This window comes from Nonomuraea sp. NPDC049158 (assembly GCF_040648335.1).
Lineage (GTDB): Bacteria > Actinomycetota > Actinomycetes > Streptosporangiales > Streptosporangiaceae > Nonomuraea.
Window position 1 is genome coordinate 186761 of sequence record NZ_JBEZDM010000011.1, and the last position, 26343, is coordinate 213103.

Consider the following 26343-nt stretch of genomic DNA (forward strand, 5'->3'; position numbering starts at 1 on the left):
AGGGGGGCGCCATGGTCGACAAGCCGCTCGACGAGCTGACGGCCGCGCTGCGCGCGCTGCTGCCCGCCGACTCGGTGATCACGGACCCGGTACGCCTGCGCACCTACGAGTGCGACGGCCTGACCTACCACCGGGCCACGCCGGGCGTCGTCGTCCTGCCCGAGACGGCCGAGCAGATCTCCGGGGTGGTCCGCGCCTGCAACGACTTCGGGGTCCCGTTCGTGGCCCGCGGCTCCGGCACCGGTCTGTCCGGTGGGGCGCTCCCCCGCCAGGACGGCGTGCTGATCGTCACCTCCAAGATGCGCCGCGTCCTGGAGATCGATCTGCCCAACCGCCGGGCCGTCGTCGAGCCGGGCGTCACCAACCTGGCGATCACCGAGGCGGTCCGCGACCAGGGCTATTACTACGCCCCCGATCCGTCCAGCCAGCAGGTCTGCTCGATCGGCGGCAACGTGGCGGAGAACTCCGGCGGCGCCCACTGCCTCAAGTACGGCTTCACGGTCAACCACATCGAAGCCTGCGAGATCGTCACCCCCGACGGCGACCTGGTGACCCTCGACCGGATGGATCCGGGCTACGACCTGCTCGGGGCGTTCATCGGCTCGGAGGGCACGCTGGGCATCGCCACCAAGATCACGGTACGGCTGAGCCGCGCCCCCGAAGCCGTCACGACGGTGCTGGCCGCCTTCGAGAGCATCGAGCAGGGCGGGCAGGCGGTGTCGGCCATCGTCGGCGCCGGCATCGTGCCGGCGGCGATCGAGATGATGGACGCGCTGGCCATCGAGGCGGCCGAGGCGGCGGTGGCCTGTTCCTATCCCGAGGGCGCGGGCGCGGTGCTGATCGTGGAGCTCGACGGGCCGGAGCGGGAGGTCGTCCGGCAGTTCGCCCGGCTTCAGGAGATCTGCTCGGGGGCGTTCGAGCTGCGTACGGCCGACGATCCGGCCGAGCGGGCGGCGATCTGGAAGGGCCGCAAGTCGGCGTTCGCGGCCGTCGGCCGCATCAGCCCCGCCTACATCGTGCAGGACGGCGTGGTGCCCCGCACCTCGCTGCCGAAGGTGCTGGCCGCCATCGACCGCCTGTCGGAGGAGTACGGGATCAGGGTCGCCAACGTCTTCCACGCGGGCGACGGCAACCTGCACCCGCTGGTGCTGTTCGACGACACGGAGCCGGGGGCGGGCGAACGGGCCGAGACGGTCTCGGGCGCCATCCTCGACCTGTGCATCGAGCACGGCGGGTCGATCACCGGGGAGCACGGGGTGGGCGTGGACAAGGCGAAGTACATGCCGAGGATGTTCTCCGCGGCCGATCTCGACACCATGCAGCTCGTCCGCTGCGCCTTCGATCCGAAGGGCCTGTCGAACCCGGGCAAGGTGTTCCCCACGCCGCGCCTGTGCGGGGAGGTGCCGGGGGTGCGCAAGGGCGTCCATCCGCTGGTCGCCTCGGGGCAGGCGGAGCAGTTCTGATGAAGATGGACGGGCTGGAGCGGACCGGCGTGACGGTCAGGGAGGCCGGGCCGGACGACGTCGTGGGCGGCGTGCGACCGGGTGTGGTGGCCCTGCCCGAGTCGGTCGAGGAGATCTCGGCCGTGCTGCGTGCCTGCGCCGGGGCCGGCCTGGCGGTCGTGCCCGTGGGCGGCGGCACCAAGCTGCACTGGGGCCACCCGCCCGAGCGGTGTGACGTCCTGCTCGACCTGTGCTGCCTGAACGAGGTCGTCGAGCACGCCGCGGGCGACCTCGTGGTGAAGACCCAGGCCGGGGTGATGATGGACGCGCTGGCGGACGCGCTCGCCGAGCAGGGGCAGGAGCTGGCGCTGGACGTGCCGTTCGCCGAGGGCGCCACGGTCGGCGGCACGCTGGCCGCCGCGACGGCCGGGCCGCGCGCCTTCCGCTACGGTACGGCCCGCGACCTGCTCATCGGCATCACCGTCGTGCTGCCGGACGGGACCGTGGCCAAGTCGGGCGGCCGGGTGGTCAAGAACGTCGCGGGCTACGACCTGGGCAAGCTGTTCACCGGCTCATACGGCACCCTGGGCGTCATCGCCGAGGCCACGTTCCGGCTGCACCCGCTGCCCGCCGACCGCCGCTATGTCGTGACCGAGCTCGCCCAGCGGCACGTTCAGGAGGTGACCGCGATGCTGGCCGCCGCGCAGGCCGAGCCGAGCGCGGTCGAGCTCGACTGGCCCGGCGGCGACGCGCCGATCACACTGGCCGTGCTGGTCGAGGGCTCGGCCGCCGGGCAACGGGCCGAGGCGCTGCGCGAGGCCATCGGCGCGGGCGCCGTCACGGAGGAGGCACCCGCCTGGTGGGGGCTGATCAGCGACGACGAGCTCCTGATCGAGTTGCGGTTCCCGCCCGCGCGGACGGGCGACGTCCTGGCGGAGGTACGCGACACCGGGCTCTCCCTGCGCGGCTCGCCCGTCGCGGGCCGGGCCTGGCTCCAGCCCACGGCTGAACCGCCTGCGGACTTCGCGGGTCTCGTGTCCGGCCTGCGGGAGCGCTTGACGCCGGTGGGCGGCCGGGTGACCGTGCTGGCCGCGCCGTACGAGAGCGTGGACCGCTGGGGACCGGTGAGCGCGCTGCCGCTGATGCGGCGGGTCAAGGAGCGGTTCGACCCGGATCGCCGGATGTCTCCCGGCCGGTTCATCGGCGGCATCTGAGTGAGCGGTAACCAGGAGGCATCTGGCATGACGTCCGGCGGCATCGACCCCAAGCTGATCAACGACTGCGTGCACTGCGGGTTCTGCCTGCCCACCTGCCCGACGTACACGCTGTGGGGCGAGGAGATGGACTCGCCGCGCGGCCGGATCCACCTGATGAAGCAGCACGTCGAGGGCACCCCGGTGACACCGGAGATGGCCGGGCACTTCGACGCCTGCCTCGGCTGCATGGCGTGCGTCACCGCCTGCCCGTCGGGCGTCCAGTACGACCGGCTGATCGAGCAGACGCGGGCCGAGGTCGAGCGGGTCCACGTGCGCGAGCCGCGCGAGCGGGCGGTCAGGGAGATCGTGTTCAGCCTGTTCCCCTACCCGCGCAGGCTGCGGCTGCTGCGCCCCGGGCTGGGGCTGGCCGAGCGGATGGCGCCGTTCCTGGAGCGGGTGCATCCCAGCCTCGGGGCGATGGCGGGGCTGGCACCCCGGGTCGGGCGCAGGCAGCGGATACCGCGATTGGTCCGGGCCAGGGGGCCGCGCCGGGCCGTGGTCGGCATGCTGACCGGGTGCGTGCAGGGCGAGTTCTTCCCGCAGGTCAACGCGGCCACCGCGCGGGTGCTCGCGCTGGAGGGCTGCGACGTCGTCATCCCGCCCGGCCAGGGGTGCTGCGGGGCGCTCAGCGTGCACTCGGGGCGCGAGGACCAGGCCAGGCGGCTCGCGCGGCGCACGGTCAGGACGTTCACCCGGGCCGGGGTGGACACGGTCGTGGTCAACGCGGCCGGGTGCGGGTCGTCGATGAAGGAGTACGGGCAGCTGCTGGGCAGCGAGCCGGGGTTCCGCGTGCTGGACCTGTCGGAATACCTCGTCGAGCTGGGACCGGTGGCGAAGCGGCATCCCCTGCCCGTCACGGTGGCCTATCACGACGCCTGCCACCTGGCCCACGCGCAGGGGATCCGGGCCCAGCCGCGCGAGCTGCTGAAGGCGATCCCGGGGCTGGACCTGCGCGAGGTGCCGGAGTCGGCCATCTGCTGCGGCTCGGCCGGGACGTACAACATCTTCCAGCCTGAGGCGGCCCGCGACCTGGGCGACCGGAAGGCCAAGTCGGTAGCCTCGACGGGCGCGGAGCTGCTGGTGTCGGCGAATCCTGGCTGCACGATGCAGATCGCCGCCGCGATGCGGCGCGGCGGCGCCAGGATCAGGGTGGCGCACACGGCCGAGGTGCTGGACGCGTCGCTGCGCGGGGTGTCTCTTTGACCGGACGGGGGTTGGGCGGGTGAGCGTGCAGTCTGTCGAGCGGGCGCTCGACGTGCTGGAGGCGCTGGCCGAGCACGGTGGCGAGGCGGGGCTGTCGGAGATCGCGGCCAAGACCGGGCTGCCGTTCGGCACGATCCACCGGCTGCTGCAGACGCTCCTGGCCCGCGGCTACGTACGCCAGGAGTCGGACCGGCGCTACGCGCTGGGCGGCGGGCTGGTGCGGCTGGGCGGCATCGCCGAGAGCATGGTCGGGGTGTGGGCGCGGCCGTACCTGTCCAAGCTGGTGTCGCTGTCGGGAGAGACGGCGAACCTGGCGGTGCTGGAGGGCGACTTCATCGTCTACGTGGCGCAGGTGCCGTCGCCGCGCAGGCTGCGGATGTTCGCGGAGGTCGGGCGGCGGGTGCTGCCGCACAGCACGGCCGTGGGCAAGGTGCTGCTGGCCGGGCGGCCGGCGGAGGAGGCGGTCGCGGTGTTCGTACGGACCGGCATGCCGCGCCGCACCCCCAACACGATCACCGACACCGACGGCATGCTCACGGAGCTCGGCCTGGTCAGGGACCGCGGTTACGCCATGGACCTGGGCGAGGAGGAGCTCGGCGTGCACTGCCTGGCCGTGCCCGTGCACGACGGGAACCGGGTGGTGGCCGCCATGTCGGTCTCGGGCCCGGCGGAGCGGATCGACGCCCTCGACCGGGAGGAGCTGGCCGGGGCCATGCGAAAGCTCGCGCTGGACTTCGGCGCCGAGCTCAGCCCCGTGGCTGGCGCAGGCTGAAGAAGCCGCCCCCGCCCGCGTGGTGGATGACCGCGATGCGCCCGAAGGGCGAATCGAACGGCGGCACCGGCACCTCCCCGCCGAGCTCGGAGACCTTCGCGGTGGCCGCGTCGAGGTCGGTCACGTCGAAGTAGACCATCCAGTGCGGCGGCACGCCCGCCCAGTGCTCGTCCATCTGGAGCCGGCCGCAGACGGGCTCGCCGCCCGCCTGGTAGACGGTGTAGTCGAGGCCCCCTTCGACCCGCCGCGGGTCGTAGGGGAAGAGCGCGCCGTAGAACGCGTCGGCCGCCGCGCCGTCGGGGGCGTTGACCTCGGCCCAGCTCATCGCGCCCGGCTCGGCCTGAACGCCGGCGCCGATGAACGCGCCCGGCTGGTAGAGCGCGAACCTGGCGCCGAACGGGTCGGTGACCAGGGCGTAACCCTCGGCGGGACCCTCGAGGATCTTGCCGCCGGCCGCCTCGACCTTCGCCATCGAGGCGGCGAGGTCGGAAGTGGACAGGTAGACGGTCCAGGCCGCCGGGTCGGCCGCCTCGGGGTCGGGGGTGATCGCCGCCACGGGCTTGCCGTCGACGTGGCACATGCTCCAGCCGCCCTGGTCGCGGCAGTCCCAGCCGAGGAGCCGGCCGTAGAAGCGCTGGGCCGCGACGGCGTCGCGGGTGAGAAGCTGGGCCCAGCAGGGCGCGCCGTCGGGATAAGCGGTTCTGTCTGCCATGACCGCAGCGTGTCACAGCCCACCGACAGATTAGTGTGTTGCGCTATGAGCAACACGTCCGTTCAGTCGGTCGATCGGGCCATCGCCATCCTGGAGATCCTGGCGCGCGAGGGCGCGACGCGGGTGACGGACCTCGCCGTCCAGCTCGACGTGCACAAGTCCACGGCCTTCCGGCTGCTGGCCGCGCTGGAGCAGGGCGGGCTGGTGGAGCAGAGCGGTGACCGCGGCCGTTACCGCCTGGGATTCGGCGTCGTCCGACTGGCGGGCGCGGCCACCGCGCAGCTGGACCTGTCGAAGGAGAGCCGGCCGGTGTGCCTGCGCCTGGCCGAGACCGTCGGCGAGACCGTCAACATCGCGGTGCCCCAGGACGGCGACGCGGTGAACATCAGCCAGGTCCGCGGCCCCGCCGCCATCAGCGGGCACAACTGGGTGGGCCAGCGCACCCCCTCGCACGCCACCTCCAGCGGCAAGGTGCTGCTGGCGTTCGGGGCGCTGCGGCTGCCCGCCGAACCGGCGCGTTACACGCCCTCGACCCTCACCGAGGCCGGGCGGCTGGGGCTGGCCGAGATCAGGGAGCGCGGCTGGGCCACCACGGTGGAAGAGCTGGAGGTGGGCCTGAACGCGGTGGCCGCGCCGATCAGGGGCAGCGACGGTTCGGTGGTGGCCGCGGTGAGCGTCTCGGGGCCGTCCTACCGGCTCACGCCCGAGCGGCTGCCCGAAGTCGGGGCGCTCCTGGCCGAGGGCGCGAGGGAGATAAGCCAGCGCATCGGCTATTACCGTTGACCACATGTGTAGAAGCATCAAGACCCTGCGCCCGCCGTACACCGAGGACGTGACGGAAGACGACGTACGGGCGGCGGCGCTCCAGTACGTACGCAAGATCTCCGGGTTCCGCGCGCCCGCCGCGCACAACGCCGAGGCGTTCGACCGGGCGGTCGAGACGATCACCAAGGCGTCGGAGGAGTTGCTCGCGGCGCTGCGGGTGCGCGGAGGGCGTTGACACGATCCCCGGGTGGGAGAAGTGTCCCCTGTAACCGCATCCATCTCGCCAGGGGGCACCCCGTGATCAGTGGGCTGTATCAGGGTCAGGACGGAGACTCGCGCCTCGAACTCCGGGTGGACGTGGACGGGGCGCGGCCCACCGGGCGGGTGAGCGGGGACCTGTTCACCACGGCCGGCGCGACCACGTCCTACGCCGGCTCGTTCGTGGTGAACACGGCCGCGGCGACGGCCGAGGGCGCGGGGACGAAGATCACCGGGCGCGGGGTGTTCTCGTTCGACACCCCGGCCAAGGACGTGACGGTCACGATCAGCGGCACGGTGGGCACCGCCCAGGTCGCCGGTCAGAGCTATCAGCTGACGTTCTCCGCCCGCCATTTCCGGACCGTGCTGCTGGAACAGGACTCGGTGGCGGGCACCGAACCGTTCGAGAAGTACGACACCGGGACCCTGCCCGGCCCGACCGGCTCGCCGGCCAGGGAGCTGAGCGTGGCCGCCGCCTACGACGAGGCGGGGATCCGCCTGACCGTCAACCCGCCCGGGGTGATCCCGGTAGACGGGTCGGGCGCGGACCTGGCGTGGGACGACGCCGAGCTGCATCACGCGATGACGCAGCAGTTCAGCGCGTTCGGGGACGTACCGGCCTGGCGGGTGTGGCTGCTGGTGGCCAGCAAGCACGTGGGCGGCTACCGGGGCATCATGTTCGACTACGACGACGCGCACCAGCGGCAGGGGTCCGCGGTCTTCTACGACGCGATCAAGGGCAGGACCCCGCAGGCGCAGCGCGCGCAGCTGCGCACGTATGTGCACGAGCTCGGCCACGCCTTCAACCTGCTGCACTCGTGGCAGAAGAACCTGGGCAACCCACCCCAGCCACTCGGCCCGAACGGCGGTTTCGGCGACCTGTCCTGGATGAACTACGTCCAGAACTACCAACCCGGCGGCGAGCAGGGCTACTGGGCCGCCTTCCCCTTCCAGTTCACCGACCCCGAGCTCGTCCACCTTCGCCACGGCTTCTACCGGGACGTGGCCATGGGCGCGAACGCCTTCGGCACAGGCGCCGCCGACATCGCGCCCTTCGAGCAGCCGGTCGTGGATCGGTCCGGGCTGCGGCTCGAACTGCGGGCCAAGGAGTCGTTCGGCTTCGGCGAGCCCGTCGTGGTGGAGCTGAAGCTGTCCACGACCGGGGAGCCGCGCACCACGCACGGCCACCTCCACCCCGACACCGAGTTCACCCAGGTCACCATCACCCAGCCGACCGGCAGGACCGTGCTCTACCGGCCGATGATGCGGCACTGCGTCGACGCCTCACCCGACATCCGGCTCGACGCGGGCAACCCGGCCATGTACCGGAGTGCCTACATCGGGCACGGCCGCGACGGGCACTACTTCCAGCAGCCCGGCGAGTACCAGGTGCGCGGCCAGTACATCGCCGCCGACGGATCCCGCATCGTCTCCCCCGCCTGCCTGGTCAAGGTGCGCTACCCGGTCGGCGCGGACGACCACCGGGTGGCCGAGCTGATGCTCGGCGACGAGCAGGGCAAGCTGTTCTCGCTGCTCGGCTCCGACTCGCCGACGCTGAGCTCGGGCAACCGGGCGCTGGACGAGGTGATCGACCGGTACGGCGGCCACCCGCTGGCCGTCTACGCCCGGATGGTCAAGGGGCTCAACGCCGAGCGGGAGTTCAAGGCGATCACCGCCGCCAAGCAGGTACGGATCCGGCCGCCGGATCTCAAGCAGGGCATCGAGCAGCTCACCGCGGTCGCCCGTGACGCCAGCGTCGACAACATCACCCTGAACATGGTGCTGCGCCGCCTGGCCAGGGCCGAAGCCCGGCAGGGCGACCTCGATCGGGCGAACGCGGTGATGGACAAGATGGTCGCGCTGTTCCAGGCCAAGGGGGTCAACCCCATCGTCATGGGACAGATCAGGCGGCAGGCCGAGCTCACGAAGGCCGCGCTCAGCGCGGAAGCGTGACCGGCTGGTCGCCCGAGCAGCCGATCCGCACGTCGACGTCGGCGCCTTCGTCCTCGTCGGCGTCGAACTCGACCATGGCCTCCTGCCGGGGGCCCGGGTCGACGTCGTCGACGGAGTAGCCCTGGGCGGGGCTCCACGAGCGCAGCGTCACCCGGCCGCCCACGCAGGAGGCGATCACGGTGCCGCCGGCCGTACGGATGACCTTGCCGCCACGCGAACCCGCGGACGTCTTCGGGGCGGCGGTCCCGGGCGCCCGCACAGTAGCGGTGGCGAGGGCGGCTCGGATCTCGCTCTGGCTCAGCACCCGCCCGGACGTGCCGGTGAACACTCCGCCGAGCAGCCCGAGCACCGCCACGGCCGCACCCGTCGCGGCGAGCGCGGTGGCGGCCCAGGCCAGTACGAGTCGCTTCACCACGCCAGCTTCCCCCCTCTCCGGATAAGGCCGGGTTAACGCCACGATAAGGCGGCCCTGCCCGTGTCCTGGCATCCTCTACCGTTGCCATATATGGCTGACATCCTGCTCATCGAGGACGACGTGGCGATCCGCACGGCGCTGAGCCGCGGTCTGCGGGAGCTCGGCCATGCCGTCTCCTCCTCCCCCACGGCCCTGGACGGGTTGCGGCTGGCCGTCGAGGACCGGCCCGACCTGATCGTGCTCGATCTGGGGCTGCCCGACCTCGACGGCGTGGACCTGCTGCGCATGCTGCGGGCGGTGAGCCGGGTGCCGGTGATCGTCGCCACCGCCCGTGACGGGGATGCCGAGATGGTGCCGGTGCTCGACGCGGGTGCCGACGACTACGTGGTCAAGCCGTACAGCTCCGCGCAGCTCGACGCCCGGATCAGGGCCGTGCTGCGCCGCGCGGGCGACTCCGCGCCCGAGCCGCTGGAGGTCGGCGGGCTGTGCGTCGACCCGCGTGCGCGGGTCGCCACGCTCGGCGGCGAGGAACTGGACCTGACGCCGCGCGAGTTCGACGTGCTGCGCTATCTCGCCGCCCGGCCCGGTGAGGTGGTCACCAAGCGGGAACTGCTGACCGAGGTGTGGCAGCTCCCATACGGCGGGGCGGACAAGACCGTCGACGTGCACCTGTCATGGCTGCGCAGGAAGCTCGGCGAGACCGCCGCGGAACCGCGTTACCTGCACACGGTGCGGGGCGTCGGGGTCAAGCTGGTCGAACCGTCGTGAGGCGCTGGCTGGCGCTGCTGGTGGCCGCGACCACCTCGGTCGCGCTGATCGCGCTGCTGGTGCCGATGGCGCTGCTGATCCGCTCCGTGGCCGAGAACGGCGCCATGAACCGCGCCACCGCCGCCGCCGAGTCGGTCGCCGTCGCGGTCGGCACGCCCGACCTGGAGCTCGCGGTGGCGCAGGTCTCCCGCCCCGTGACGGTGTTCATGCCCGACCGGAGGACGCTCGGCCCGGCCGCGCCCCGCTCTGACGCGGTACGGCTGGCCACGACCGGCCGTAGCGTCACCGCCGAGGCCCCGGGCGGCAGGGAGGTGCTCGTCTCGGTGCGCTCGCCGGAGGGAACGGTGGTGATCAGGGCGTTCGCGGACGACGCGGAACTGCTGCGCGGGGTCCGCGAGGCGTGGCTGGCGCTGCTGGTGATCGGCCTGGCGCTGATGGTGCTGGGCATCGTCCTGGCCGACCGGCTGGCGCTCGCCGTCACCAGGCCGATCGACGGGCTGGCCAAGGTCTCGCACCGGCTGGCGGGTGGCGACCTGGCCGCGCGGGCGGAGCCGGGCGGCCCGCCGGAGGTGCGCTCGGTGGCGCTCGCGCTGAACCACCTGGCCGGGCGGATCGACGAGCTGCTGGCTGCCGAGCGGGAGTCGGTGGCAGACCTGTCGCACCGGCTGCGCACCCCCCTGACCGGTCTCAGGCTGGACGTGGAATCGATGCGCGACCCTGAGGAGGCGGAACGCGTCGGGGCCCGCGTGGATGCCCTGGAGCGGGCCGTCAGCGCGGTCATCACCGACGCCCGCCGCCGCGCGGCCGACCGGGCGGGGTGCGACGCGGCGGCGGTGGTGCGGGAGCGGGTGCGGTTCTGGTCGGTGCTCGCGGAGGACCAGGGACGGGCCGTCGAGGTGGATCTGCCGCCCGGCCCGCTCCCCGTGGTGGTCCGCGCGGAGGAACTCGCCGCCTGTGTGGACGCGCTGCTCGGCAACGTGTTCGCGCACACTCCCGAAGGAGCCGCCCTGTCCGTACGGCTGGCGGCCCGCCCTCCCGGAGCCGTGCTGACGGTCGCCGACGAGGGCCCCGGCTTCGACCAGGCGCTCCTCGAACGGGGCAACAGCGCAGGCGGATCCACCGGGCTCGGCCTGGACATCGCCCGGCGCACGGCCGAGGACGCGGGCGGGCGGCTGTCGGTCTCGGCTCCGTCCAGGGGCGGGGCGGTGGTGGAGGTGACGTTAACCGGGGCTTAGCGCGGCCTTACCGGCGATCACGATTGCGTTGGGGCATGAACACAATCACCAAGTTCGTCGCAGCAGGTGCCGGAGCCGTCGTCCTCGTCGCGGGTGGCGGTGCCGCCTACGCCGCCGCCACGACCACCGCCGCGGCTCCCAAGGTCACGGCCGAGCGGGCCATCGAGATCGCGCACCAGCAGGTTCCCGGCGCGTGGGTCAAGGAGGTCTCCTACGACGGCCGCGGGAACCGGCCGGACGTGTGGGAGGTGGAGGTGGTCAAGGGCAACGTGGACCACGAACTCGACGTCGACGCGGCCACGGGGAAGGTCCTGAGCCAGAGCACCGACCGTACGGACGACGACGACTGACGCGCCGGCCGGGCGCGCCTCCTCTTCGAGGCGGCGCGCCCGGATCGTCAGCAGGAGTCGAGGATGCCGGTCATCGCGTCCTTCTCACCGGTGGTGAGCCACAGGTCGTACTTCGCCTTCACGTCGATCTGCTTGGCGATGTAGGTGCAGCGGTACGCCTTGCGCGGCGGCAGCCAGGTCGCGGCGTCGGAGTCGCTCTTCTGGCCGTTGAGCGGCCCGTCCACGGCCATCAGGTTCATCGGGTCGTTGGCGAACTCCTTGCGCTTGTCCGCCGTCCACTGCTGCGCGCCCTTCTGCCAGGCGTCGGAGAGCGGGATCAGGTGGTCGATCTGCACGGCGGTGCTGGTGTCCTGGCCGCGCTTGAACGTGATGGTCTTGCCGCTGTAGGGGTCGTCCAGCACGCCGGTCAGGACGATGCAGTCGTGCGTGCCCGACTTGAACGTCTCGTCCTTCAGGTCGCGCTTCAAGATGTCGTTACGCGTGTCGCAGCCATTGTGGTCGACGTCCGACCAGGCCGGGCCGAACTTCTCGCGCTCGAAACCGGTACGCGGCGCGCGGCCTTTGACGGCGAGCTTGGCCAGCTTCTTGCGAGCGTCCCCCACGTCGGCCGACGAAGCCTTGCCCGTGTCGGCTTTAGGTGTCTGCGCATCCAGTTGCCCGCACCCCGCGAGCACTCCCACTGTGGCCAAACCGGCCAAAACCACCCGAAGCCGCACGCTCTACCCCCAGACTCAAGTTTTCGTAAAGTCTAGGTAGAGCAATTACCCCTAAGCGCCTATTTATCCCTCAAGTGCGTCAAGCAACCATTCGGCGAGGTAAGTGGCGAAGGACGAACGCACGTAGATCCGGTAACCGCCCTCCGGGTCGGAGAACCGTTCGAGCAGGACGGCCGCCTTGCCCAGCAGCGTCTGGGCGTGTCCCGGGAACACCGCCGGGTGCAGGTCGATCGGGCAGCCGGTGATCAGGACGTCCAGCGCGCCCGGCCCCGTGAGCTCCAGCACGGTCCGCTGCCCCGACACATCCACCCACCCGGGCCGCTCCTCCGCACCACCCGACGCGTCCACCCTCCCGGGCCGCTCTTCGGTGTCCTCTGTCACGAGCCACCAGTCGGGTCCCAATCGCAGCCCCACTCCCGGATCAACCCCGTGAACCTCCCACATCCGCACGAAGGGCACCTCACGCAGGCGTACCCGCTCGGAACCGGCCGCCTCGAAGCGACCGGCGAACGCCGCCGCCGGACTCTCCCTGCGGCAGCCCTCCACCCGCCCGGCGACCGCCCGCGCATCCGGATCACCGTCGCGCCGGGTGTTGCCGGGGTCGTAGAAGACCGGCTCGACCACCGTCACGGGCACGGCCGCCTCCCCCGACACCGCCGAGAGCCGGTCGCCGACGGCCACGCCACGGACCATGGCCAGGCTGAAGCTCCGTCCGAGCGCCGCGCTCAGGTAGCTGGAGGTCACATGCCCCAGCATCGGCCCGGTCGGGCCCACGATCTGGGCGCCCTCCCGCACGAACGCGGCCGGATCGTCGGCCAGCAGCCCCACCAGCCGCTTGCGCCCGTCGCGCGCGGTGTCGGGCCGCGCGTGCGAGCGCTTGCCCACGAAATCGGGCTTGCGCTTCGACACCAGCCACGACATGCCGAGGTCCTGCGGGGTGACCGTGCCGTCGGTCTCCTGGCCGACGATGGCGAACCCCTTCTCGGCCCGCAGCACGTGCATGGTCTCGGTCCCGTACGGCACCGCGCCCAGGTCCAGCACGGTCTCCCAGAGCGCTCTGCCGTACCACCAGGGCACATTTACCTCGTAGGCCAGCTCGCCGGAGAAGCTGATCCTGAACACCCGCCCGTCGACGCCCAGCACACTCGTGGCCGCGTACGTCATGAACGCCAGCTCCTCGGCCCCCGGCGCGATCAGCCCGATGATCTCCCGCGCCCTCGGTCCCGCCACCGCGACCATCGCCCAGTGGTCCGTCACGGACGTGAACGACACCTCGAGCCCCGGCCACTCGGTCTGCCGCCACTCCTCCAGCCAGTCGAGCACGGCCGCCGCGTTGCCGGTGGTCGTGGTCATCAGGTAGTGATCGTCGGCCAGCCGCGTGGTCGTGCCGTCGTCGAACACCATCCCGTCGGCGGTGCACATCACCCCATAGCGGCACGAGCCAACGCGCAGCGTGGAGTACATGTTCGTGTAGATCCGGTCGAGGAACTCCCCCGCGTCGGCGCCCCTGACGTCGATCTTCCCGAGCGTGGAGGCGTCCATGGCGGCGACACCCGTACGGGCCTCCCGGCACTCGCGCAGCACCGCCTGCTCCATCGTCTCGCCGTCCAGCGGGAAGTAGCGGGGCCGCTTCCACTGCCCGACGTCCTCGAACACCGCGCCCCGCGCGACGTGCGAGGCGTGCGGCGCGGTCGTCCTGACCGGGTCGGAGAGCGCGCCCCGGTCACGTCCGGCGAGCGTGGCGAAGGAGACGGGTGTGTACGGCGGGCGGAAGGTGGTCGTACCCACCTGCCCGGGGGCGGCGCCGAGCAGCGCGGACATCACCCCCGCCACCACGGCGCCCGATGTCTTGCCCTGGTCGGCGCCGGTTCCGGCGGTGGTGTAGCGCTTGACGTGCTCCACGGACCGCATGCCGGTCCCCGCGGCCCTGGCGAGATCGGCCACGGTGACATCTCGATGCAGATCGGCGAAGGCGTCGGTGGACAGCGGGTCCACCACCCAGAGCGCCGCCGGGGGCCGCAGGGGGAGCTCGTCGGTCTCCGGTACGCGGAAGCCACCCCCCTGCCTCTTGCCCGTCGGCTGGGCCGCCTGGCAGCCCGCCGCGTAGCCGTCCTGGATCGCCTCCGCCGTGCCGTACCGGCCTCGGCAGGCACCGGCGGAGCGTTCGGCCTGGGCGGAGACGCCCGGCACGAACGCCTGCGCCTCCTCGTCGAACACGGTCCGGCCCTGCGACTGGCTGAACAGGTGGACGACCGGGTTCCAGCCGCCGGCGACGGCCAGCAGGTCGGCCTCGAAGCGCCGGTCGCCGACCAGGACCTCGGTGAGCAACCCGTCGGCATCCGCCACGGTCCCTGTGACGGTCCCGGTGACGATCTCGGCGCCGGTCCCTGTGACGGTCCCGGTGACGATCTCGGCGCCGGTCCCCGTGGCGGCCCCGGTGACGACCTGCCCGGCGAGCTCTTCGGCACCGGCTCGTGGGCGCGGGTCGACGATTGCGGCGATCTCGACGCCCGCCGCCCGCAGGTCGCGCGCCGCCTCGTAGCCCGAGTCCGTACAGGCGAAGACGACCGCCCGGCGGCCGGGCCGTACGCCGTACCGGTTGACGTAGGCGCGGGCGGCCGAGGCGAGCATCACGCCGGGCCGGTCGTTGCCGGGGAAGGCGAGCGACCGCTCCTGCGCGCCGGTCGCCAGGACGACCTGGGCCGCGCGCAGATGCCACAGCCGCTCGCCCCGGGGGCGGCGCTCGACGGCCACCACGTAGTTGTGGTCGTAGTAGCCGATCGCCGTGGTCCTGGTGAGCACCCGGACGTCGGGCATGGAGGCCAGCCGGGCGCTTACCAGGGCCACCCAGTCGAGCGCGCGGGCGCCGTCCAGGCGGACCCGGCTGTTGAGCAGGTCGCCGCCGAGCCGGGGCTGGTCGTCGACGAGGATCACCCGGGCGCCCGCCACTCCGGCGCTGAGCGCGGCGGCCAGCCCGGCCGGGCCGCCACCGACCACCAGGACGTCACAGTGCAGGTAGCCCTTGTCGCGGCGGCGATCGTCGGTCGCGTGCGGGTCCACCCGGCCCTTGCCGCGCAGGCTCCACGCCGCCAGTCCCTCGTACAGCTCGACGGTGGTGGCCGCCAGCATCGGGTCGGCGCCCACGCGGACCAGGGCGTTCGGCTCCTCGGGACCGGCGGAGAAGACGCCGCGCGGGCGGCCCAGCTCGACGCTGTGGCCGACCACGCGCACGCCGTTGGCCAGCAGCGCGGAGGCGAGCGTGTCGCCGGGATGCCCCTCCATGCGGCGACCGTCGAAGCTGAACGACAGCACGACGGAGCGATCCACCAGACCGCCTCTGTCCAGACGGGTCATGGCGCCTTCCAGAACTCGTGGGTGACGGTGTGCCGCCGGAGCGTGAACCAGGTCCGGCAGCCGTGCACGTGGAACCAGCGCTCGTCGAACCACCCCTTGGGGTTGTCCCGCAGGAACACGTACTCGGCCCACTCCGCGTCCGTGGCGGTGGCTGGCGTTTCGGGGTAGGCGATGCCGGCCTGCCCGCCGTAGTGGAACTCGTTCTCGTCGCGGGGGCCGCAGTGGGGGCAGTCGATGAGCAGCATCAGTGCGCCACCGCCACCGCCGCCGCGCCGTGCTCGTCGATGAGCGCCCCGGTGGTGAACCGCTCCAGCGCGAACGGCTCGGCGAGCGCGTGCGGCTCGCCGTGCGCGATCGTGTGCGCGTACACCCAGCCGGAGCCCGGCGTGGCCTTGAAGCCGCCGGTGCCCCAGCCCGCGTTGACGAACAGCCCGTCCACCGGGGTACGCCCGATGATCGGCGAGGCGTCGGGTGAGACGTCCACGATGCCGGCCCAGGTTCGCAGCACCCGTACTTGGCTGAAGATCGGGAACAGCTCCAGGGCCGCCGCCATCTGCGCCTCGATGACGTGGAAGGCGCCCCGCTGGCCGTAGGAGTTGTAGGAGTCGATGCCCGCGCCCATGACCAGCTCGCCCTTGTGCGCCTGGCTCACGTAGACGTGCACGGCGTTCGACATCACCACACAGTCGAGCACCGGTTCCAGCAGCTCCGACACCAGCGCCTGAAGGGGATGCGACTGGAGCGGCAGCCGGATCCCGGCCTCGGCCGCGAGCACCGAGGTGTGCCCGGCGGACGCGAGCGCGATCTTCCCGGCCGCGATCCGTCCCCGGGAGGTGTGTACGGCCACCGCCCGGTTCCCGGTGATCTCGAAGCCGGTGACCTCGCAGCCCTGGATCAGGTCGATGCCATAGGCGTCGGCCTTGCGGGCCAGGGCCCAGGCGACGTGGTCGTGCTTGGCGATGCCGCCGCGCCGTTGCAGCGTGGCGCCCATGACGGGGTAGCGGGCGCGCTCGGAGACGTTGATGACCGGGCAGAACTTCTTGACCTCATCGGCGTCCAGCCACTCGGCGTCGACGCCGTTGAGCCGGTTGGCGTTGACCCGCCGCCTGCCCTCGCGCACGTCGCCCAGGTTGTGCGCCAGGTTGAGCACGCCGCGCTGGCTGAACTGAAGGTCATAGTCCAGCTCCTCGCCGAGCCCTTCCCACAGCTTGAGCGAGTGCTCGTAGATGGCGGCGCTCTCGTCCCACAGGTAGTTGGAGCGGATGATCGTGGTGTTGCGCGCCATGTTGCCGCCGGCCAGCCAGCCCTTCTCCAGTACGGCGACGTTCGTGATCCCGTGGTTCTTGGCCAGGTAGTAGGCGGTGGCCAGGCCGTGCCCGCCGCCGCCGACGATGACCACGTCATAGGTAGGCCTGGGGTCGGGGTTGCGCCAGAGAAAGTCCGGGTGGGTCACCTTCTGATCTTCTCCATCTTGGGGTCGAACAGGGGCTCGGTGGCGACTTCGGCCGGAACACACCGCCCGAAGTACGAAATATCGACATGCGTCCCGGGGGTGGTCAGCTCGATCGGCAGCCAGGCGTACGCGATCGGCCGCTGGATCGTATGCCCGTAGGCGGCGCTCGTCACGTAACCGGCCGTGCGGCCCGCGTGCCGTACCGGCTCCTTGCCCATCACGACCTCCGCGCTGAGCAGCGGGACCAGCTTGCGGGTGATCTCGGTGGTCAGCGCGTCCCGGCCGAGGAAGTCCTTGCCGTCCTTGACGGCGAAGGCCAGCCCCGCCTCGTACGGGTTGTGCTGCGGGGTCATGTCGACGCCCCAGAGCCGATAGCCCTTCTCCAGCCGGAGGCTGTTGAACGCAGCCCTGCCCCCGGCGATCGGCAGGCCCGTCGCCCAGAGTGTGTCCCAGAGCTTGAGGCCCAGGTCGGCGCTGGTGTAGAGCTCCCAACCTAGCTCGCCGACGTAGGAGACGCGCATCGCGGTCACCGGGACGTGCCCGACATATCCGGTCTTGAGGCTGAAGTAGCGGAAGCCCTCATGGGACAGGTCCATGTCCGTGAGGGGCTGGAGGAGCTCCCTGGCCCGCGGTCCCCAGACGCCGACGCAGCAGGTGCCGGGCGTGATGTCCCGGACGTACACGCCGCCGGGGGCGTGGCGGGTCAGCCAGTCGAGGTCGAGATTGCCGTTGGCGCCGATCTGGAACCGGTCCTCCGCCAGCCGCGCCACCGTGAGGTCGGAGCGCACGCCGCCGCTCGCGTCCAGGAGCAGCGAATAGGTGACCGAGCCGGGCTTCTTGTCGACGTTGTTCGTGGTCAGGTACTGCAGGAACGCCGCCGAGCCTGGCCCGCCGACCTCGATCCGCTTGAGCGAGGTCATGTCGTACAGCGCCACGTTCTCCCGGGTCGCGTGCGACTCCGCGGCGGCGACCGGCGACCAGTAGCGGCTGGCCCACTGGTCCCGCTGGGCCACGCCGAGCAGCGCCTCGGCCGCCTGGCTGTCGTACCGCGGCACCAGGTCCTCTTCCAGCAGCGGCAGGTTCGCCTCGAACCAGTGCGGACGCTCCCAGCCGGCCGACTCCAGGAAGTAGCCGCCCAGCTCGCGCTGCCTGACATAGAACGGGCTGGTCCGCATCGGCCGCGGCGACTCCATCGGCTGGAGCGGGTGGATGACGTCGTAGACCTCGACGAAGTTCTGCTTACCGCGCTCCTCGACGTACGCGGGCGACAGCTGCACCGGCTCGAACCGGCTCAGCTCGCATTCGTGCAGGTCGAAGCTGGACCGCCCCTCAACGAGCAGCTCGGCCACCGCTCTGGCCACGCCCGCCGAGTGGGTGACCCAGACGGCCTCGGCCAGCCAGAACCCGTCGAGGTGCGGCGCCTCGCCGATCAGCGGGAACCCGTCGGGGGTGAAGGAGAAGATCCCGTTGATGCCGTCCTCGTACGTGGACTCCTTGAGCGCCGGCAGCAGCTCGACCGCGTCCCGCCACGCGGGATCGAAGTCCTCCTCGGTGAACGCCTGCACCGAGGGCATCACCGTGCCCTTGGGCCCGATCTCGTCCTGCCGGACCGGCATCGGCCGGTGGGCGTAGGAGCCGATCCCGATGCGGTCGCCGTGGCCGCGGAAGTACAGGTCGCGGTCCTGGTGCCGCAGGATGGGCCCGTCCGGTACGCCCGGCGTGCGCGCCTTGGCGTACTGGTGGGCCAGCGGCAGCAGCGGCACGGTCAGCCCCGACAGCCGCCCGATCGCCGGCCCCCAGAACCCGGCGGCGCACACGACCACGTCGGCGGCCAGCACCCGATACTCGACCTCGCGCGACTCCGGCCGCCGGACCTCGACGGCGACGCCGGTCACCCGGCCGCCCCCCTGTTCGACGCCCACGACCGTGTGGTGCGGCAGGAACCTGGCGCCCCGCTCGATCGCCCGCCTCGCCTGCGCCTCACCGCAGCTCACGGCCGCGGCCAGCCCATCGGTGGGGACGTGGAAGCCGCCCAGCACCTTGCCCCTGTCGAGCATCGGCCAGAGCTCCACGCACTGGTCGGCGTCGACCAACCGCCCATCGACACCCCAGGACTCGGCCCATCCCCGCTTGCGGTGCAGGTCCGTCCACCGCTCCTCGGTGGTGGCCACTTCCAGGCCGCCGACCTGGTCGAAGCAGGGCCGCCCGCCGAGGGCCAGTCCGCTGTACTTGCGCACGGTATAGGAGGCGAACTCGGTCATGGTCTTGGACGGGTTGGTCTGGAACACGAGTCCGGGAGCATGCGAGCTCGACCCGCCGGCGGCGAACAAGGGCCCCTGATCGACGACGGTGACATCGGTCCACCCCCGCCCGGTGAGCTCGTCGGCCAGGGCACAGCCCACGATGCCGGCTCCAATGATCACCAAACGAGGCCGGCTCACCATGCGCCCTCCGGTTGTTCCCTAATACGCAACAAGCACCGGACTACGCAACGAACATAGAGCCCACCGCACCCCCGGACAAGGCCCCGGGAAGGTCACATGTCGCCCGGGGAAGGCCATACCGCATCGCCACCGGCTTTCGGCCGGACCACGGACGGGGCCCAGAACGCGCACGTCACGGCGCCCAGCGCGCTCCACCGGAGGAGCGTGTCCCTGGACAGAGCCCGGCCCCGTGCGGGGGTGGGGTTCACCGTGCTCTGCCGTAAAAAAAGAGGATCCCGCCTTAAAAGGCGGGACCCCTCACGATGGGAGAGCCGGGCGGCTACGAACGTCCGTACGAGTCCTCAAGGCGCTCGATGTCGTCCTCGTCGAAGTGACCGAAGGCGATCTCGAGGATCCGCGTCGCGGGCCCGGACGAGCTCAGCCGGTGCGTCTGCCCCTGCTGGATCAGCACCCGATCCCCCACCGCGGGCTCGATGCGCTTCCCGTCCACCTCGAACACGCACCCCGGGTCGAGCGCCACCCACAGCTCAGAGCGGTGCTCATGACGCTGCAGGCTCAGCCGCTGACCCGGCGAGACCTCGATGATCTTAACGGTGGACACCTCATTGAGGGTGAATCGCTCGAACCCACCCCACGGCCGCTCATCACGGATCACAGCCGCCAGCCTGTCGATGTCCTGCATCGCCCCTCCATGGAAAAGTCACGTGGAAAAGTCACGCCATAAACCCGCGCTCAAACTACCAGGCACCCACTGATCAGGCGGTACGCGGTCCGGCAACGCACGGCCGGACGAGGACGCACGGCCGGACGAGTTCGTCAGGTGATGAGGATGCCGCCGTCGACGGGCAGGACGACGCCCGTGATGTACGACGACGCGTCGCTCGCCAGGAAGACCGCCGCGGCCACCAACTCCGCCGCTTGCCCCACCCGCCCCATGACCACCCGCTGCGCCAGCATCCGCTCCAGGTAGTCGGAGGCGTACTGCTCCGTCATCTCCGAGGCGAAGAACCCCGGCTCCAGGCAGTTGACCCGGATCCCCCGCCGCCCCGTCCACTGCTGCGCCAGGTCCCGGGTCAGCCCGATCACCGCCGCCTTCGACGCGCTGTAGGCGGCCTGCGGCAGCCCCGCCGTCGTCTCCCCCAGGATGCTGCCGATGTTGACGATCGACGAGCCGGGCCGCATCACCCGCGCGCACGCCTGCGCCATCCAGTACGTGCCGTGCAGGTTGATGTCGACCACCTGCCGGAACTCCTCCGGCCTCTCCCGCAGCGCCGGCACGGCGGTGCCGACCCCGGCGTTGTTGATCAGCACGTCGACCGCGCCCATGGTCTCCACGGCCGCGGCGACCAGCGCCTGGCAGTCCTCGACCTTGGTCACGTCGGTCGGCACGGCCAGGCACCGGCGGCCGGTCTCCTCGACCAGCCGCCGCGTCTCGTCCAGCCGATCCGGCCGCCGGGCCCCGATCACGATGTCGGCCCCGGCCTCGGCCAGCCCGCGGGCGAAGGCCACGCCCAGCCCCGACGAGGCGCCGGTGACGATGGCGACCTTCCCGTCGAGGCTGAAGCGTTGCAGCATCCTAGAGACCGTAATCCTTGTCGAGGCTCAAGCGTTGCAGAATCCTAGAGACCGTATTCCTTGACGATCCGCTCGTGGCGCTCGACCTCCACGTCGACCTCCTTGGCCAGGTCGAGCCAGGCCAGCGGGTGCGACCAGCGCTCGGTGGCGTCGTCGAGCAGGGCGTCGACCTCGGCCGGCGACACATCCGGCGGCACCGCGACCCAGCCGAACACACCGGGCAGCGCCTCGCCGCCGGTCGGGTGGGTGACCATGTAGTTCTCGTCGCTGTAGACCCACATCGGCCAGCCGCGCTCGGCCATGACCTCGGTGAACTCCGCCCAGTCCTCCTCGTTCGGCGCGGCGCCGTCGAAGAAGTAGCTGGTGTAGCCGCCGGGGCGGAGGATGCGCACCGCGGCGAAGGGCGGCACGAAGTTCTGCTGCTCTTCGGGGTCGTCGGGGACCGGCTCCAGCAACTGCGGGTCGAACACGACCAGGTCGCCGGCGTTGTAGTCCATGCCGCGCGGCTGCGGCAGGGCGAGCCGGGCGGTGGCCGGGCCGGTGCGGATGGACAGGATCTGGCGCTGGCCGCCGTCGGGCGCGGGGAGGATGACCCGGATCAGGCCCATCTCCTCCTCGATCGGCCCCTCGGCCGACTTGACCGGCATGCCGATCTTGGCCGTGCCCTTGCGGACGATGTCCCAGTCCTCGCTCGAGGTGGCCATGACGATCATGCGCCAGGTGTCCTCCTCGGTGATCTCGTCGATCACTTCGAGCAGCGCCTTGGCACCCTTGGCGTTGTCGTCGAGCTGCTGGGCCGCGGTGGCGACCAGACGGCGGGCCTCGACGCCGCCTCCGGCGGCGACGGCGTGCTCGGCCGCCTCCAGCGCCTCCGGCCAGCGCTCGCGGGCGCTGTGGAGACGGGCCATCGCGAGGTATTGGGTGTCGTGCGGCAGCAGCGCCGCCATCTGCTCCAGCCGCTCGTCCTGGCGGGCCTCGATGAGCAGCGTGGTCAGCGTGGAGACGTCGTCGGGGTCGGCGGTGGCGATGTCGCCGGAGTCGATCAGCAGCTTCCAGTAGATGTCGGCGCCCGCCGCCGGGTAGCCGAGGAAGCCGAGCGTGGTGGTGTGACGGCGGGTGGTCTCCAGGTCCTCGCCGGACCTCGGGGCCAGCCAGCCGGTCCACCGCTCGGGGTCGGCGTTGTGGCCGTCGGCGGCGTCGAAGTAGGCGACCCGCTCCTCGACCGGGCAGGGCGCGGGCGGCTCGGTCGTCGCGTCGGCGGCGGCGCGCAGGGCGGCGATCCGCTCGGCCACGCCCGTGCTGTCGCGCAGCTCAGCGGCGGCCGACTGGGCCAGATCCGCCAGCAGCCGCGCCTGCCAGACGCTCTGCCTGGCGATGGCCAGCTCACCCGCGACCAGCGAGAGCTCGACGCGGGCGCGGTAGCCGCCCATCATGCCGTAGTAGTCGATCCACTGGCGCAGCACGCGGCCGAGCTGCCAGGTGTTGGTGATCTGCGAGGAGCCGGCCAGCTTGGCGACGGCGTGCGTCCATTCGACCCACGAGCGCGGGTGCTCGCCGACCACGTCGAGGTCGGGCAGCGCGTCGACGGCCTCGGCGATGCGGCCCAGCGTGGCCAGGATCAGCGCGCGGCGTACGCCGTCGTTGCGCTCCTTGGCCACCGGGTCGTCGGCCTGGAAGTCGGCCGCGGCCTGGAGCGCGGCCAGCGCGTCCTCACCGCGCCCGGCGGCCAGCAGCGCGCGGGCGCTCTCGGCGCCGAGCTCCCAGCTGGCCTCGCGGTCGGCGGCGCGCAGCCGCTCGACGGCGGTCTCGGCGTAGGTGACGGCCTCGCCGGCCCGGCCCGCGTCGATGAGCGCGGCGACGTATTGCGTCGCCAGCCCGGTGTAGGCGGGGTTGGCCGGCTCCAGGTCCTGGATGACCGCGTCGAGCGTCTCCAGGCGCTCGGCGGCGTAGCCAGGACCGTCGGCGTTGGCCCACGCCAGGGCGAGCGCCTCGACCGCGGCCGGGGTGGCCGGGCAGTCACGCACCTCTTCGCGCTGAGCGAACGACAGCAGGTGCTCGGCGTCACCGATCGCGACGGCACCCTGCGCACGGTCGCCCACGCGGCCGAGCAGGTGCCAGTAGCGGGCGTAGAACTCGAGCCACGGGAGCTCCAGGGCCTCCGCCTGCTGGGCGATGGCCGGAGCCATCACGTCTAGCTGGGGGTATCGCCCCTCGTAGGCCTGTGCGGGCAGGTCTCCCAGCGCCATGGCGAGCCCCACGTTGCCCGCCTCAGAAAGCTGCTGCTGGGTTTCACCGACCCAGGCCCAGATGTCCACGTCCATGAGCAGTCAGTCTGCCAGGTCAATCACCGTGCCCAAAACGCAGAAGCTCGATGAGCTCGTCCGATTCGTCATTGTTGAGTACCGAAAATACAGATGCCAGCAGATCATCGGTCGCCTCTTCGACCGCGGCCCTTTTCGCGACGACGGCGGGACCCGGCTTCTGGTACGGCTCCGGCCACGTGAAGAACTTCGCCATCACCTCGCCCGTGGAGTGTCCGAAAGGAGTGCCGTCGTGGTCGGCCGCCAGCATCGCCTCGAGCGGATCGAGGCCCGCCGCGATCACCGCGTTGGCGTGCAACCCCCCTCGCAGCTCCCGTACGACGTGCATGAGCTGCGTGGCCCGCGCGGGCGCGTCGTCGGGCAGGGGTACGGCCCGCCACCCGGCGAACAGCGGCGCCCCGGCGGCCGGGGCCTGGGCGACGACCGGTTCGAGCAGCTCCGCGAGCCTGGCGCAGCCGTCGTAGCCGCCGAGCCGGCGCCGTCCCCACTCGTGGCAGACCTCGGCGTAGATCTCGACGGCCCGCTCGACGCTCAGCTTGCGCCCGCCGTACCAGCTCTCTTCGACGTGGGCGGCGGGGAAGAAGACCGCGACGGAGGTGACGACGTCGGCCGCGCACTCGCCGAGGACCCCGCAGCGCCCGCGGAAGTAGAACTCACGCGGCCCGAGGCCGTACTCCTCGCAGCGAGCCTTGGCCTCCCTGGAGACCATGAAGCCGCCGCCGTATTGGCCGATGGGGCCCTTGACGCGTGCCGCCGTGGTTCTGGGGTCCGCCATGTCCACCTTGCCTCGGTTCGTCAAGTGGACTCAGCATCCCTCAGGAGAACATCATTCTGCAAGCATCAGGTTCCCGCCCGCGACGATGACGGCGGGGCCGGTCAGGTAGCTGGTCTCCTCGGTGAGCGTGACGACGACGGTGCCGCCGGGCACCTCGATCGTCCACTTGCCGGTGGTCTCCCCGCTCAGGCCCGCCGCCGCGACGGCGGTGGCGATCGTGCCGGTGCCGCAGGAGCGGGTCTCGCCCGAGCCACGCTCGAAGACGCGCATGACCGCGCGGCTGGGGCCGACCGCGTTGAACAGCTCGATGTTGACGCCGCTGGGGAAGATCCCCGGGTCGAAGCCGGGCTGGTGGGTCAGGTCGAGCTGGACGACGGGGTCGCCGATGGGGCAGGCCAGGTGCGGGTTGCCGATGTCGACGTGGACGCCTTCGTACTCGTGACCGGCGACGGTGGTGACGCTGTGGCCGCGGACGATGGGCTTGCCCATGTCGACGGTGACGTCGCCGTTGTCCTCGATGCGGATCTTCCTGACGCCGCCTCTGGTCGCCACGTTGAACTCGCTCTCCCCGGCCAGCCCCGTCTCGACGAGGTAGCGGGCGAAGACGCGCGCGCCGTTGCCGCACATTTCGGCCATGCTGCCGTCGGCGTTGCGGTAGTCCATGAACCACTCGGCCGCGGAAGCCTGGTCGGCCACCTCGGGGCTGAGCTTGGTGCGGACCACGCGCAGGACGCCGTCGGCGCCGATCCCGGAGCGCCGTTCGCAGATCTTGGCGACCAGCACGGCGGACAAGTCGAGCTCGCCCTCGGGGTCAGGGAGGATGACGAAATCGTTCTCGGTGCCGTGACCCTTGAGGAAGCGCATTTGACCATTTTATGCGGAGCCTTGGCCCGCGATCCGCGCCAGGGACCGGTCCAGGAGGTCAGAAGCGTCGTAGGGGAGCCAGTTGACCCGCGGATCGCGGCGGAACCACGACTCCTGGCGGCGGGCGAAACGCCTGGTCGCCCGGACGGTCTCGGCGAACGCCTGCTCCTCGGTCCACTCGCCGTCGAGGAAGCGCGCCACCTGGGCATAACCCAGCGCGCGGCTCGCCGTACGTCCCTCGGCCAAGCCCCGCCCGAGCAGCGCCCGCACCTCGTCGACCAGGCCCGCCGCCCACATGCGCCCGACCCGGACCTCGATCCGCTCGTCGAGCTCCGGCCTGGGCACCTCCAGCCCGATCTGCACACTCGGGTAGAGCGCCTCGAACGACGGCATGGTGGCCGAGAACGGGCGGCCCGAATGCTCGATCACCTCCAGCGCGCGCACGATGCGGCGGCCGTTGCTCGGCAGGATCGCCGAGGCGGCGGCCGGATCGGCCGCCCGCAGCCGCTCGTACAGCGGTGCCGGGCCGCGTTCGGCCAGCTCGGCCTCCAGCCGGGCCCTGATCTCCGGGTCGGTGCCGGGGAAGTCCAGGTCGTCGATGGCCGCGCGCACGTAGAGGCCGCTGCCACCGACCAGCACGGGCGCGGCCAGCGACTCGATGAGCGGCCTGGCCAGCTTCTGGTATTCGGCCACGCTGGCGGTCTCGGTGACGTCCCAGATGTCGAGCAGGTGGTGCGGCACCCCCCGCTGCTCGGCCGGGGAAAGTTTCGCCGTGCCTATGTCCATCCCTCGATAGAGCTGCATCGAGTCGGCATTGATGCACTCGCCCCCGAGACGGAGCGCGAGATCCACGGCGAGATCGGACTTTCCGGCGGCCGTGGGGCCCACGACGGCGATGACTGGCTGCTGACGCACACCGACAAGTGTGTCAACTGTCCGGGTATGGACAGACCGTCTAGAGATCAAGAAGGGTCGGCTGCAGGTATCCCTCGTGGGTCAGCAGCCAGCGCTTGGTCTCCACGCCCTCGCCGCCGCTGAAGCCGCCCAGCCCGTTGCCCGCGACGACGCGGTGGCAGGGCACCACGATCGGGATCGGGTTCGAGCCCATGATCGAGCCGATGCCGCGGGCCGGCACCCGCGAACCGCTCCGCTCGGCCAGCTCGCCGTAGGTGACGGCGGTGCCGTACGGGATGCCGTGCAGGGTCTTCAGCACCTGCCGCCGCGACCCGGAGGTCAGGCGCCAGTCGATCGGGGTCTCGAACGTACGCAGGTCGCCGGCGAAGTAGGCGTTCAGCTCGGCGACGGCGAATGCCGTGCGCTCGGGGTCGTCCACCTCGGTCAGGTCCGAGAGCCGCTCCCCCGGATGCGTACGGGAGCCCCATCCCGTGGCGGCCAGGCCGACCTCGGTCACCGCCAGCACGAACGGCCCTACCGGCGTCGGCACCTCGGCGAACGCGACCGTACCCATCATGTCCTCCCCTGGGGGAATTGCTCCCGGCATAAACACTAGGCGACTCCGGGATGGCCATGTGGCAAAGCCTCTTCAGGGCCGGGAATCCGTGTTGTTACCGTCGCAGCATGTCAGCACCGAGCGCCACCGCACTCGACCGGATCCCCGGCTGGTTCTGGCCCGCCGACCAGCGCCTTTTCGGCTGGTTCCTGTCGGCGGACGCGCCGGGCGACCTTCTGGAGCTCGGGGCGTACCTCGGCAA

Annotated in this window: 24 protein-coding genes; 10 read left to right on the forward strand and 14 right to left on the reverse strand. The window is 71.6% G+C overall.

The genetic code is table 11. The features are described 5' to 3' along the window. Nucleotides 1-11 precede the first annotated feature (11 nt). The 4 genes from AB0B61_RS24855 to AB0B61_RS24870 are packed head-to-tail and all read left to right on the forward strand — an operon-like array spanning nt 12 to nt 4673. Nucleotides 12-1463: an FAD-linked oxidase C-terminal domain-containing protein gene (locus AB0B61_RS24855; protein WP_358436051.1), complete on the forward strand. Its 1452-nt coding sequence runs from the start codon at nt 12-14 to the stop codon at nt 1461-1463. After that, a complete protein-coding gene (locus tag AB0B61_RS24860) occupies nt 1463-2656 on the forward strand; it encodes an FAD-binding oxidoreductase (protein WP_358436053.1) in 1194 nt (397 codons plus the stop codon). Before AB0B61_RS24855 ends, AB0B61_RS24860 begins: the two co-directional genes overlap by 1 nt. A gap of 27 nt (nt 2657-2683) precedes the next feature. Beyond that, a complete protein-coding gene (locus tag AB0B61_RS24865) occupies nt 2684-3901 on the forward strand; it encodes a heterodisulfide reductase-related iron-sulfur binding cluster (RefSeq protein ID WP_358436056.1) in 1218 nt (405 codons plus the stop codon). A gap of 19 nt (nt 3902-3920) precedes the next feature. Continuing rightward, entirely contained in the window at nt 3921-4673 is a 753-nt protein-coding gene (locus AB0B61_RS24870; RefSeq protein WP_358436058.1) for an IclR family transcriptional regulator, read from the forward strand. Here the strand turns inward: AB0B61_RS24870 and AB0B61_RS24875 are convergent. Continuing rightward, nucleotides 4648-5385 (reverse strand): VOC family protein, encoded by a 738-nt coding sequence (locus tag AB0B61_RS24875; RefSeq protein ID WP_358436061.1) that lies wholly within the window; start codon nt 5383-5385, stop codon nt 4648-4650. The genes AB0B61_RS24870 and AB0B61_RS24875 overlap by 26 nt on opposite strands. A gap of 45 nt (nt 5386-5430) precedes the next feature. On the opposite strand from AB0B61_RS24875, the gene AB0B61_RS24880 reads away from it, so the two are divergent. From AB0B61_RS24880 to AB0B61_RS24890, 3 genes are all read left to right on the forward strand, one after another. Further along, nucleotides 5431-6168 carry an IclR family transcriptional regulator gene (locus tag AB0B61_RS24880; RefSeq protein WP_357656073.1) on the forward strand — a complete coding sequence of 246 codons (738 nt, stop codon included), beginning with the start codon at nt 5431-5433 and terminating at the stop codon, nt 6166-6168. Between the two features lie 4 nt (nt 6169-6172). After that, nucleotides 6173-6385: a DUF2277 domain-containing protein gene (locus AB0B61_RS24885; protein ID WP_358436063.1), complete on the forward strand. Its 213-nt coding sequence runs from the start codon at nt 6173-6175 to the stop codon at nt 6383-6385. 62 nt (nt 6386-6447) lie between these two features. Beyond that, the gene (locus AB0B61_RS24890; protein ID WP_358436066.1) at nt 6448-8361 is read left to right on the forward strand and encodes a hypothetical protein; all 1914 of its coding nucleotides are present in this window, start codon (nt 6448-6450) and stop codon (nt 8359-8361) included. Here the strand turns inward: AB0B61_RS24890 and AB0B61_RS24895 are convergent. Then, nucleotides 8345-8776, reverse strand: a complete 432-nt coding sequence (locus tag AB0B61_RS24895) for a hypothetical protein (protein ID WP_358436068.1) — start codon at nt 8774-8776, stop codon at nt 8345-8347. The two genes, AB0B61_RS24890 and AB0B61_RS24895, sit on opposite strands and share 17 nt — an antisense overlap. A 90-nt stretch (nt 8777-8866) precedes the next feature. On the opposite strand from AB0B61_RS24895, the gene AB0B61_RS24900 reads away from it, so the two are divergent. The 3 genes from AB0B61_RS24900 to AB0B61_RS24910 are packed head-to-tail and all read left to right on the forward strand — an operon-like array spanning nt 8867 to nt 11129. Further along, on the forward strand, nt 8867-9544 hold the full coding sequence (locus AB0B61_RS24900; protein ID WP_358436071.1) for a response regulator transcription factor: 678 nt from the start codon (nt 8867-8869) through the stop codon (nt 9542-9544). After that, nucleotides 9541-10779 (forward strand): HAMP domain-containing sensor histidine kinase, encoded by a 1239-nt coding sequence (locus tag AB0B61_RS24905; protein WP_358436074.1) that lies wholly within the window; start codon nt 9541-9543, stop codon nt 10777-10779. Before AB0B61_RS24900 ends, AB0B61_RS24905 begins: the two co-directional genes overlap by 4 nt. Before the next feature lie 35 nt (nt 10780-10814). Next, complete coding sequence (locus tag AB0B61_RS24910) at nt 10815-11129, forward strand: PepSY domain-containing protein (protein WP_358436077.1); 315 nt, start codon at nt 10815-10817, stop codon at nt 11127-11129. Between the two features lie 47 nt (nt 11130-11176). Here AB0B61_RS24910 and AB0B61_RS24915 read toward each other — a convergent pair whose 3' ends face one another. From AB0B61_RS24915 to AB0B61_RS24970, 12 genes are all read right to left on the reverse strand, one after another. Then, on the reverse strand, nt 11177-11809 hold the full coding sequence (locus AB0B61_RS24915) for an HNH endonuclease family protein (RefSeq protein ID WP_358436366.1): 633 nt from the start codon (nt 11807-11809) through the stop codon (nt 11177-11179). A gap of 99 nt (nt 11810-11908) precedes the next feature. Further along, complete coding sequence (locus AB0B61_RS24920) at nt 11909-15199, reverse strand: 2Fe-2S iron-sulfur cluster-binding protein (protein ID WP_358436079.1); 3291 nt, start codon at nt 15197-15199, stop codon at nt 11909-11911. Next, nucleotides 15196-15444 carry a sarcosine oxidase subunit delta gene (locus tag AB0B61_RS24925; RefSeq protein ID WP_358436082.1) on the reverse strand — a complete coding sequence of 83 codons (249 nt, stop codon included), beginning with the start codon at nt 15442-15444 and terminating at the stop codon, nt 15196-15198. The genes AB0B61_RS24920 and AB0B61_RS24925 overlap by 4 nt, the downstream gene beginning before the upstream one ends. Further along, nucleotides 15444-16652 (reverse strand): sarcosine oxidase subunit beta family protein, encoded by a 1209-nt coding sequence (locus AB0B61_RS24930; RefSeq protein WP_358436085.1) that lies wholly within the window; start codon nt 16650-16652, stop codon nt 15444-15446. Before AB0B61_RS24930 ends, AB0B61_RS24925 begins: the two co-directional genes overlap by 1 nt. Next, on the reverse strand, nt 16649-19096 hold the full coding sequence (locus tag AB0B61_RS24935; RefSeq protein ID WP_358436088.1) for an FAD-dependent oxidoreductase: 2448 nt from the start codon (nt 19094-19096) through the stop codon (nt 16649-16651). Before AB0B61_RS24935 ends, AB0B61_RS24930 begins: the two co-directional genes overlap by 4 nt. Before the next feature lie 319 nt (nt 19097-19415). Then, nucleotides 19416-19778 carry a phosphomannose isomerase type II C-terminal cupin domain gene (locus AB0B61_RS24940; protein WP_214638474.1) on the reverse strand — a complete coding sequence of 121 codons (363 nt, stop codon included), beginning with the start codon at nt 19776-19778 and terminating at the stop codon, nt 19416-19418. A gap of 134 nt (nt 19779-19912) precedes the next feature. Next, nucleotides 19913-20671 carry a glucose 1-dehydrogenase gene (locus AB0B61_RS24945; RefSeq protein ID WP_358436091.1) on the reverse strand — a complete coding sequence of 253 codons (759 nt, stop codon included), beginning with the start codon at nt 20669-20671 and terminating at the stop codon, nt 19913-19915. Nucleotides 20672-20715: 44 nt separating this feature from the next. Then, nucleotides 20716-22992: a tetratricopeptide repeat protein gene (locus tag AB0B61_RS24950; protein ID WP_358436093.1), complete on the reverse strand. Its 2277-nt coding sequence runs from the start codon at nt 22990-22992 to the stop codon at nt 20716-20718. A gap of 19 nt (nt 22993-23011) precedes the next feature. Continuing rightward, nucleotides 23012-23767: a hypothetical protein gene (locus AB0B61_RS24955; protein WP_358436096.1), complete on the reverse strand. Its 756-nt coding sequence runs from the start codon at nt 23765-23767 to the stop codon at nt 23012-23014. 51 nt (nt 23768-23818) lie between these two features. Continuing rightward, complete coding sequence (gene dapF, locus AB0B61_RS24960) at nt 23819-24631, reverse strand: diaminopimelate epimerase (RefSeq protein ID WP_358436099.1); 813 nt, start codon at nt 24629-24631, stop codon at nt 23819-23821. Nucleotides 24632-24640: 9 nt separating this feature from the next. Further along, complete coding sequence (gene miaA / locus AB0B61_RS24965; RefSeq protein ID WP_358436102.1) at nt 24641-25546, reverse strand: tRNA (adenosine(37)-N6)-dimethylallyltransferase MiaA; 906 nt, start codon at nt 25544-25546, stop codon at nt 24641-24643. A 40-nt stretch (nt 25547-25586) separates the two neighbouring features. Beyond that, nucleotides 25587-26102 (reverse strand): methylated-DNA--[protein]-cysteine S-methyltransferase, encoded by a 516-nt coding sequence (locus AB0B61_RS24970; RefSeq protein ID WP_214638479.1) that lies wholly within the window; start codon nt 26100-26102, stop codon nt 25587-25589. Between the last annotated feature and the right edge of the window lie 241 nt (nt 26103-26343).

Coding starts and splice junctions, on each gene's coding strand:
- AB0B61_RS24945 (WP_358436091.1), bottom strand. CDS start 20,671: ATGCTGCAACGCTTCAGCCTCGACGGGAAGGTCGCCATCGTCACCGGC.
- AB0B61_RS24935 (WP_358436088.1), bottom strand. CDS start 19,096: ATGGTGAGCCGGCCTCGTTTGGTGATCATTGGAGCCGGCATCGTGGGC.
- AB0B61_RS24970 (WP_214638479.1), bottom strand. CDS start 26,102: ATGATGGGTACGGTCGCGTTCGCCGAGGTGCCGACGCCGGTAGGGCCG.
- AB0B61_RS24955 (WP_358436096.1), bottom strand. CDS start 23,767: ATGGCGGACCCCAGAACCACGGCGGCACGCGTCAAGGGCCCCATCGGC.
- AB0B61_RS24880 (WP_357656073.1), top strand. CDS start 5,431: ATGAGCAACACGTCCGTTCAGTCGGTCGATCGGGCCATCGCCATCCTG.
- AB0B61_RS24950 (WP_358436093.1), bottom strand. CDS start 22,992: ATGGACGTGGACATCTGGGCCTGGGTCGGTGAAACCCAGCAGCAGCTT.
- dapF (WP_358436099.1), bottom strand. CDS start 24,631: ATGCGCTTCCTCAAGGGTCACGGCACCGAGAACGATTTCGTCATCCTC.
- AB0B61_RS24865 (WP_358436056.1), top strand. CDS start 2,684: ATGACGTCCGGCGGCATCGACCCCAAGCTGATCAACGACTGCGTGCAC.
- AB0B61_RS24925 (WP_358436082.1), bottom strand. CDS start 15,444: ATGCTGCTCATCGACTGCCCCCACTGCGGCCCCCGCGACGAGAACGAG.
- AB0B61_RS24885 (WP_358436063.1), top strand. CDS start 6,173: ATGTGTAGAAGCATCAAGACCCTGCGCCCGCCGTACACCGAGGACGTG.
- AB0B61_RS24910 (WP_358436077.1), top strand. CDS start 10,815: ATGAACACAATCACCAAGTTCGTCGCAGCAGGTGCCGGAGCCGTCGTC.
- AB0B61_RS24920 (WP_358436079.1), bottom strand. CDS start 15,199: ATGACCCGTCTGGACAGAGGCGGTCTGGTGGATCGCTCCGTCGTGCTG.
- AB0B61_RS24940 (WP_214638474.1), bottom strand. CDS start 19,778: ATGCAGGACATCGACAGGCTGGCGGCTGTGATCCGTGATGAGCGGCCG.
- AB0B61_RS24855 (WP_358436051.1), top strand. CDS start 12: ATGGTCGACAAGCCGCTCGACGAGCTGACGGCCGCGCTGCGCGCGCTG.
- AB0B61_RS24900 (WP_358436071.1), top strand. CDS start 8,867: ATGGCTGACATCCTGCTCATCGAGGACGACGTGGCGATCCGCACGGCG.
- AB0B61_RS24860 (WP_358436053.1), top strand. CDS start 1,463: ATGAAGATGGACGGGCTGGAGCGGACCGGCGTGACGGTCAGGGAGGCC.
- AB0B61_RS24875 (WP_358436061.1), bottom strand. CDS start 5,385: ATGGCAGACAGAACCGCTTATCCCGACGGCGCGCCCTGCTGGGCCCAG.